This is a genomic window from Streptosporangium subroseum (genome assembly GCF_900188345.1).
Taxonomy (GTDB): Bacteria; Actinomycetota; Actinomycetes; order Streptosporangiales; family Streptosporangiaceae; genus Streptosporangium; species Streptosporangium subroseum.
On sequence record NZ_FZOD01000126.1, the window covers coordinates 1 to 8,502 of the forward strand.

1 protein-coding gene is annotated in these 8,502 nt (G+C 71.6%); it reads left to right on the forward strand.

The window, feature by feature from the left end; translation table 11 throughout:
• Nucleotides 1–8,502, forward strand: an 8,502-nt coding sequence (locus CHC08_RS52225; protein ID WP_245879007.1) for a type I polyketide synthase, incomplete at both ends; no start/stop codon positions are given.

Here is an 8,502-nt window from a genome sequence, read left to right on the forward strand (position 1 = left end):
TCGGGTCGTCTTTCTTACACGTTCGGGCTTGAGGGTCCGGCGGTGACGGTGGACACGGCGTGTTCGTCGTCGCTGGTGGCGTTGCATCTGGCCGCACAGGCGTTGCGGTCGGGTGAGTGCTCGATGGCGTTGGTCGGCGGCGTGACCGTGATGCCGACCGCGGATGTGTTCGTGGAGTTCTCCCGGCAGCGGGGTCTTGCCCCTGACGGCCGGTGCAAGTCGTTCGCCGCCGACGCGGACGGCACGGGGTGGGCCGAGGGTGCGGGCATGCTGCTGGTCGAGCGGCTGTCCGATGCTCGACGGCTTGGCCACGAGGTCCTCGCGGTGGTGCGGGGTACGGCGGTGAATCAGGACGGCGCGTCGAACGGGCTGACCGCACCGAACGGGCCAGCCCAGCAGCGGGTGATTCGGACCGCGCTCGCCAATGCCGGTCTGGTCTCCTCCGAGGTGGACGTGGTGGAGGCGCACGGCACCGGCACCACGCTGGGTGATCCGATTGAGGCTCAGGCGTTGCTGGCCACCTACGGCCAGGACCGGGAAACGCCGTTGTGGTTGGGGTCGGTGAAGTCGAATATCGGCCATACCCAGGCTGCGGCCGGTGTTGCCGGTATCGCGAAGATGGTGCTGGCCATGCGGCATGAGAGTCTGCCTGCCACCTTGCACGCGGAGCGGTTGTCTCCGCATGTGGACTGGGCTTCCGGCGCGGTGTCGCTGCTGACGGAGGCGCAGCCCTGGCCGGCCGGAGTGCGGCCGCGTCGGGCGGGTGTGTCGGCGTTCGGTGTCAGTGGCACGAACGCGCATGTGATCCTGGAGGAGGCGCCGGCCGTAGAGCCGGTTGCCGCGCCGGTGCCGGTTGCGGATCTGCCGGTGGTGCCGGTGCTGCTGTCGGGGGCTGATGAGGCGGCGCTGCGGGCGCAGGCGCAGCGGCTGCTCGACCATCCCGGTGTGGATACCGCTCCGCTGGCGGGGCTGGGTGTCGCCACTGTGCGGCGGGCTGTTCTGGCGCATCGGGCGGTGGTGCTTGCGGGTGATGGTGAGGCGTTGACCGGTGGTCTTGCCGCGGTCGCGGCTGGGGCCGGTGCGGTGCGCGGAGTGGCCGGTGCCGGTCGGGTGGCGTTCTTGTTCTCTGGTCAGGGGTCGCAGCGGGTGGCGATGGGCCGGGGGTTGTACGAGACGTTCCCGGTGTTCGCGGATGCGTTTGATCAGGTGGCGTTGCATGTGGATGCGCATCTGGATCGGCCGCTGGCGGTCGTGCTGGCCGATTCCGATGAGGAGTTGATTCACCGGACCGGGTATGCGCAGCCGGCGTTGTTCGCGGTTGAGGTGGCGTTGCATGCTCTGCTGCGCTCGTGGGGCATCGCTCCGGATGTGCTGGTGGGGCATTCGATCGGGGAGATCGCTGCGGCGCAGGTGGCAGGTGTTCTGACGCTGGCGGACGCGGCCACGCTGGTCACGGCTCGGGGCCGGCTCATGCAGGCGTTGCCTGCTGGCGGAGCGATGCTCGCGGTCGGGACGGCCGAGGCGGAGGTTCGGACGCTGCTGGCCTCCGTGGTCGACGGCGAGGCGAGTGATGGTGGTCTGACCTCCGCGGGCGGCGATGGGTCGAACGGCGGTGGCGAGTCGAGTGGCGGTGGCTCGGCCGTCATGGGCATCGGAGAGTCGAACGGCAGTGGCTTCGCCGTTGATGTCGCCGCGGTGAACGGCCCGGCCTCGGTGGTGGTCTCTGGGGCTGAGGCCGACATCGACCGGGTCGCCGAGCTGGCCGTGGAGCGGGGCTGGAAGGTCTCGCGGTTGCGGACGAGCCACGCCTTCCATTCGCGGTTGATGGAGCCGATGCTGGCCGAATTCCGGGCGGTTGTGGCGCAGCTGAGTTTCGCTGAGCCGGTGGTTCCGGTGATTTCGACGGTGACCGGGCGGCCCGTGCAGCCGGGGTTGTGGTCGGATCCGGAGTACTGGGTCGAGCAGGTCCGTCAGCCGGTCCGGTTCGCCGACGCGCTGGCCGTACTGGAGGGTGTCAGTAGGTTTGTAGAGTTGGGTCCGGATGGGGTGCTGGCGGCGCTGGTGCAGCAGCCGGATGCCATCGCGGTTCCGCTGTTGCGCCGGGAGCGCGATGAGGTCACCACCGCGCTGACCGCGCTGGCCACCCTGCACGTCAACGGTGCGTCGGTCGACTGGTCGGCGCTCTTTGCCGGGGTTCAGCCGGTCGAGCTGCCGACGTACGCCTTCCAGCGCCAGCGCTACTGGCTGCGAGCAGCAGTGCCCACTCGCTCCGCGGAACCGGTGGAGGCCGGCTTCTGGAACGCCGTCGAGCAGGGCGATCTCCCCGCGCTCGCAGCCGAGCTGGGTGTCGACGCCGAGGCCGTGGCCACCATGCTGCCCGCGCTGTCGACGTGGCGGGCACGCGGTCGCGAGCGGTCCCAGATTGACGGCTGGCGCTACCGCGTAACCTGGAAGCCGGTCGCCGATCCCGGCCCGGCTCCGATCGAGGGCACCTGGTTGCTGCTCGGCGAGGACGGCGAGGACGCTGCCGCGCTGGCCGAGGCCCTGACCAGCCACGGCGCGACCGTGCTCCGGCTGGAGACCGGGGCGCGGACCGAACTGGCCGACCGGCTGCGGACGCTCAACACGCCGATCACCGGCGTGCTCGCGTCGGCCGGCCCGCTCACCGGGACGCTCGCGGTCGTCCAGGCGCTCGGCGACGCCGACATCGTGGCGCCGCTCTGGCTGCTCACCCGTGGTGCGGTCGCGATCGGCGCCGCCGATCCGGCAGCCCACCCGCTCCAGGCGGAGATCTGGGGCTTCGGCCGGGTCGTCGGTCTGGAGCACCCCGACCGTTGGGGTGGCCTGATTGACCTTCCCAAACGGCTCGACCCGCGCGCGACCGCTCGCCTGGTCGCCGTCCTCGCCGGGCGTCTGGGCGACGAGACCGAAGTCGCCGTCCGCGGCGCCGGGCTGCTGGCCCGCCGCTTGACCCCGGCGCCGCAGCGCCTCGGGAACAGTTGGGAACCGCGAGGGACGGTCCTGGTCACCGGCGGCACCGGTGGCCTCGGTCAGCAGGTCGCCCGGTGGGCCGCGGAGCACGGTGCCCGCCGGGTCGTGCTCGTCAGCCGGCGAGGGGCCGCGGCGGACGGCGTCCGTGATCTGACGGCGGAGTTCAAGAACATCGAGGCGCGCGCCTGCGACCTGACCGACCGGTCCGCGGTCGCGACGCTGGTGCGGGAGTTCGACGGCGAGCCCGATCTGGCGATCGTGCACGCCACCGGGGTACTGGACGACGGCGTGATCGCCGGCCTCGACCCGGCCCGGCTCGACACGGTACTGGCGAGCAAGGCCGGCGCGGCCTGGCAGCTCCACGAGCTCACCGAACACCGGCCGCTCTCGGCGTTCGTGCTGTTCTCCTCGACGGCCGGTGTTTTCGGCAACCCGGGCCAGGCCAACTATGCCGCCGCCAACGCGGCGCTCGACGCGCTCGCGGAGCACCGCAAGGTGCTGGGACTGCCCGCGACTTCGATCGCCTGGGGACCCTGGGCCGACGCCGGCATGATGGCCGACCACGGGGGCTCAGCGCAGTTCCGTCGCGCTGGCCTTTCGCTGCTGCGCCCCGCGTCGGCGTTGGCCGCACTGGCCGCCGCGGTGGGCAGCGGCGAACCGACGGTGGTTGTCGCGGACGTGCGCTGGGAGCGGTTCGCCGCCGAGCTGGGCGCGGTCCGGCCGGCGTCGGTCCTGGCCGACTTGCCCGAGCTGCGGGCACCAGGTCGCGAGGTGATGGTGACCGGTCGGCTGCCGCTGGCCGTACGGCTGGCGGACCTCTCGCCCGCCGAGGCGCGCCGGACGGTCCTGACCGAGGTCCGCGAACAGGCCGCGGCCGTGCTGGGGCACTCCTCCGCCGACGCGGTGGCGCCCGATCGCTCGTTCCAGGAACTCGGGCTGGACTCGCTGACCGCGATGGAGCTGCGCAACCGGCTGGCCGCCGCGACCGGGCTCACGCTGCCGGCGACGCTGGTCTTCGACTATCCGGACGCCGAGCGGCTGACCACGTTCCTGCTCGGTCAGCTCGTCGGCGCGTTGCCCGCGGCGTCACCGGCCGCCTTGGTCGCGTCGGCCACCGACGATCCGATCGTCATCGTCGGGCTGGCCTGCCGGTTCCCTGGTGATGCGGACACTCCCGAGGCGCTCTGGAACCTCCTGGTCTCCGGCACCGACGCGATCGGCGCCTTCCCCACCGACCGCGGTTGGGACCTGGACGCGCTCTACCACCCGGACCCGGACCACCCCGGCACCACGTACACGCGTGAAGGTGGCTTCGTGTCCGACGCGGCCGAATTCGACGCGGCGCTGTTCGGGATCTCGCCGCGTGAGGCGTTGGCGATGGATCCGCAGCAGCGGTTGTTGCTGGAGACCTCGTGGGAGGCGTTCGAGCGGGCCGGGATCGATCCGCTGTCGTTGCGCGGTGAGCAGGTCGGTGTGTTCGCCGGCACGAACGGTCAGGACTACGTCGCGCTGCTGGACGACGGGCTCGAGGACGTCGCGGGCTCCGTGGGGCACATCGGCACCGGCAACGCGGCGAGCGTGCTGTCCGGCCGGGTCTCCTACACGTTCGGGCTGGAGGGTCCGGCGGTGACGGTGGACACGGCGTGTTCGTCGTCGCTGGTGGCACTGCACCTGGCCGCGCAGGCGTTGCGGTCGGGCGAGTGCTCGATGGCGCTGGTCGGCGGCGTGACCGTGATGGCGACTCCGACCGCATTCCTGGATTTCAGCCACCAGCGCGGGCTGGCCGCCGACGGCCGGTGCAAGTCGTTTGCCGCCGACGCGGACGGCACCACCTGGGGCGAGGGCGCCGGGGTGTTTGTGGTGGAGCGGTTGTCGTCGGCGCGGGCGGCGGGGCGTTCGGTGCTCGCGGTGGTGCGGGGTACGGCGGTGAATCAGGACGGTGCGTCGAATGGGTTGACCGCGCCGAATGGTCCGTCGCAGCAGCGAGTGATTCGGCAGGCCCTGGCCAATGCCGGTCTGGCTTCGTCCGAGGTGGATGCGGTGGAGGCGCACGGCACCGGGACGAGGCTGGGTGATCCGATCGAGGCGCAGGCGTTGCTGGCCACCTACGGCCAGGATCGGCAGACGCCGTTGTGGCTCGGTTCGGTGAAGTCGAATATCGGCCACACCCAGGCCGCCGCCGGCGCGGCCGGTATCGCGAAGATGGTGCTGGCTCTGCAGCACGAGACCCTGCCCCCCACCCTGCACGCGGAGCAGGCCTCGCCGCACGTCAACTGGGCCTCCGGCGCGGTGTCACTGTTGACCGAGGCGCAGCCGTGGCCGGCCGGGGGTCGGCCACGCCGGGCGGGCGTGTCGGCCTTTGGGATCAGCGGCACGAACGCGCACGTGATCCTGGAAGAGGCTCCGGCCGACGAGCCCGTGGACACTCCGGCGTCGTTGCCGATCGTGCCGGTGCTGCTGTCCGGGGCGAGCGAGGCGGCGCTGCGGGCGCAGGCGGAGCGGCTGCTCGACTATTCCGGTGTGGCCGCTGTTCCGCTGGCGGGGCTGGGTGTCGCCACTGTGCGGCGGGCTGTTCTGGCGCATCGGGCGGTGGTGCTTGCGGGTGATGGTGAGGCGTTGACCGGTGGTCTCGCCGCGGTCGCGGCTGGGGCCGGTGCGGTGCGTGGGGTGGCAGGCACCGGTCGGGTGGCGTTCTTGTTCTCCGGTCAGGGGTCGCAGCGGGTGGCGATGGGCCGGGGGTTGTACGAGACGTTCCCGGTGTTCGCGGATGCGTTTGATCAGGTGGCGTTGCATGTGGAGGCGCATCTGGATCGGCCGCTGGCAGATGTCTTGGCCGATGAGGGGTTGATTCACCAGACCGGGTATGCGCAGCCGGCACTGTTCGCGGTTGAGGTGGCGCTGCATGCGTTGTTGTCGCACTGGGGTGTGAGCCCGGATGTGGTGGTGGGGCATTCGATCGGGGAGGTTGCTGCGGCGTATGCGGCGGGGGTGCTGAGCCTGGGGGATGCGGCGACGCTGGTCGCGGCTCGGGGTCGGTTGATGCAGGCGCTGCCCTCGGGTGGGGCGATGCTCGCGGTCGGGGCGGCCGAGGCAGATGTCCGGGCGCTCCTGGCCTCCATGGCCGACGGCGAGGTGAGCGATGGTGCTCTGGCTTCCGTGGGCGGCGATGGGTCGAACGGGGGCGAGTTGAGTGGTAGTGGTTTGGCCGTCGTGGGCGGTGGCGAGTCGACCAGCGGCTTGGTCGTTGATGTTGCGGCGGTGAATGGTCCGGCCTCGGTGGTGGTCTCCGGGACTGAGGCGGACATCGACCGGGTTGCCGAACTGGCGGTGGAGCGGGGCTGGAAGGTCTCGCGGTTGCGGACGAGTCATGCGTTCCATTCGCGTCTGATGGAGCCGATGCTGGCGGAGTTCCGGGCGGTTGTGGCGCAGTTGAGTTTTGCTGAGCCGGTGGTTCCGGTGGTGTCGACGGTGACCGGGCGGCCCGTGCAGCCGGGGTTGTGGTCGGATCCGGAGTACTGGGTCGAGCAGGTTCGCAAGCCGGTCCGGTTCGCCGACGCGATGGCCGCGTTGGAGGGTGTCAGTAGGTTTGTGGAGTTGGGTCCGGATGGGGTGCTGGCCGCGCTGGTGCAGCAGCCGGATGCCGTCGCGGTTCCGCTGCTGCGCCGGGACCGCGATGAGGTCACCACCGCGGTCACCGCGCTGGCCACCCTGCACGTCAACGGTGTCCCGGTGGACTGGTCGACGTTGTTCGGCCGGGCCCGGAGCGTTGACCTGCCGACCTACCCGTTCCAGCGGGAGCGGTTCTGGCCCGCGAAGGGGATCAAGCCCCGCAGCGACCGTGACGAGGACGGATTCTGGGCGGCGGTCGAGGAGGGCGACGTCGTCACCCTCGCCGACCGCCTCGGCGTGGAGACCACCGCGCTGGCGAGTCTGATCCCCGCGCTGGTCGCCTGGCGCGCACGGGGCCGGGAGCGCTCGCTGATCGACGGATGGCGCTACCGCGTCACCTGGAAACCCGCCACCGTCGCGGGCCAGGGGCAGCTCACCGGGACCTGGTTGCTGGTCGGCGACGACCGTTTCGGCCTCGCCGAGGTGCTCACCGGGCTCGGTGCGGACGTTACGGCGGTGCCGGCGGGTTCCCGCGCCGAGTTGGCGGCTCGGCTGGCCGGGCTGGAAGCGTCCGGCGTGGTCTCGGCGCTCGGCTCGGTTGATGAGACGCTTTTGCTGGTCCAGGCCTTGGCGGACGTCGCGGGCCGGGCTCCGTTGTGGTTGGTGACCCGGGGTGCGATGGCCACGGGGCGGGCGGATGGTGCGGTGGACGTCGATCAGGCGGCCTTGTGGGGGTTCGGTCGGGCGGTGGGGCTGGAGCATCCGGAGCTGTGGGGTGGCTTGCTGGATCTGCCCGGGGCGATCGATACCCGGGCGGCGAGTCGCCTTGGTGCGATCCTGGGCGGTGCCTTGGAGGCGGAGGACCAGGTCGCGCTCCGCAGCGGTGGGGTGCTTGTCCGGCGCCTCGCGCACGCGCCGGCCGGTGCCGCTCGGGCGTGGCAGCCGCGTGGCACGGTGCTGATCACTGGAGGCACCGGTGGTCTGGGTGCCGAGGTGGCGCGGTGGGTGGCGGCGAACGGCGCTGAGCGGCTGGTGCTGGTGTCGCGCCGGGGTACGGCGGCACCGGGTGTTGCGGAGTTGCTGGCCGAGCTGCCGAACGCCGAGGTGCACGCCTGTGACCTGGCCGACCGGTTTGCGGTGGAGGCGTTGCTCGGCACGGTCGGGAATGTCGACGCTGTGGTGCACGCGGCCGGCATCGTCGAGGACGTGCCGCTGGCCGACGCCGACCAGGCTCATCTGGACCGTGTGATCCGCGGCAAGGTCGACGGGGCGTTGCATCTGGACGCGCTGGTCGGTGACGTCGACGCGTTTGTGGTGTTCTCGTCGATCTCGGCGACCTGGGGCAGTGGCCGGCAGGCCGCGTATGGGGCGGCGAACACCGCCCTCGACGGTCTGATCCTGCGCCGCCGGGCCGCAGGACTTCCCGGCACCTCGATCGCTTGGGGCCCCTGGGCTCGCGTCGGCATGGCCGCCGACGCCGAAGCCTCCACCGCGCTCCGCCGGCAGGGCCTGGCCGGGATGGACCCGCAGCACGCGGTGACCGCGCTGGCCCAGGCCGTGGGCACCGGGGACGATCTGGTCACGGTTGCGGATGTGCGGTGGGCTGAGTTCTTGCCGTTGTTTACCGCTGCTCGGTCGCGTCCGTTGCTGGCTGATCTGCCGGAGGCGTTGGTGCCGGCTGTCGCGCTCGGATCTGGTTCGGGGTTGGCGGCGCGGTTGGTGGGGTTGGCTGCGGCGGAGCGGGCTCGGAGTGTGCTGGATCTGGTGCGGGCCGAGGTGGCCGCGGTGCTGGGGCATTCCTCCGCTGGGGCGGTGGAGCCGGATCGGGCGTTCAAGGAGTTGGGTTTTGATTCGCTGACCGCGGTGGAGTTGCGTAACCGGTTGCAGGTCGCGACCGGGCTG